Consider the following 723-nt stretch of genomic DNA (forward strand, 5'->3'; position numbering starts at 1 on the left):
GGGTGGGGTGGCGTCGGGGTTGGTCAGGTGGCGAGGCCGGCGACCCGGAGGGCGTGCACCAGATCCCAGTGTCGCTCGTCCGAGACTCCCCGCGCCGCTTCCAGCAGCAGCGGCACGAGGATGCCCGGGTCGGGCTCGGCACTGCGCGCGGCCTCCTCGGGGGTGCGGACGCGGACGTAGGCGTCGAGCAGCGCACGGACCTCACGGCGGCGCCCCTCGGCGGCCAGCTCCAGCACGGCCCGTCCGATCTCGCCGGCCGGCCGGGCCACGCCCTGCCGCAGGATCTGCTCGCCGTCGCCGTCACGGCCGGCCGCCGTGAGGGCGTCGGCGGCGCCGACCAGCCGCTCGGCGGGCAGGGATGCGGCCTCCCACAGCAGCGTCGCCCAATCGGCGCCCAGCCCGGCGCGCTGCAGCTCGGCGGCGAGCAGCGGGAACCGGGCGGCGGGCCAGTGGGCGACCTCGACGAGCAGCGCGTGCGCCTCACCGCTGCGCCCCTCGGCCCGCAACCGCACCAGCCGCCCCACAACGTCACCGACGTCACGGGCAGCCGCCGCGTCGACGGCCTCGACAGCCGCCTCCACCGCTCCCTCGTCCGTCGCCTCCACGCCCCCGGCGAACCGCGCCCCACGAGGCGTACGACCACCGGCACCGTCCGCGGGGGCCGGCACCTCCACACCGCCGGGCGGCACGACGACCCCCGCGCCCTCCTCCCCCATCCCGGCG

At 78.7% G+C, this 723-nt stretch carries 1 pseudogene; it reads right to left on the minus strand.

The window, feature by feature from the left end:
* Positions 1 to 23 precede the first annotated feature (23 nt).
* Positions 24 to 723 (minus strand): annotated as a pseudogene (locus tag GRC12_RS44850) (hypothetical protein); the annotation flags it as partial.

The organism is Streptomyces griseorubiginosus, assembly GCF_017614965.1.
Lineage (GTDB): Bacteria > Actinomycetota > Actinomycetes > Streptomycetales > Streptomycetaceae > Streptomyces > Streptomyces griseorubiginosus_B.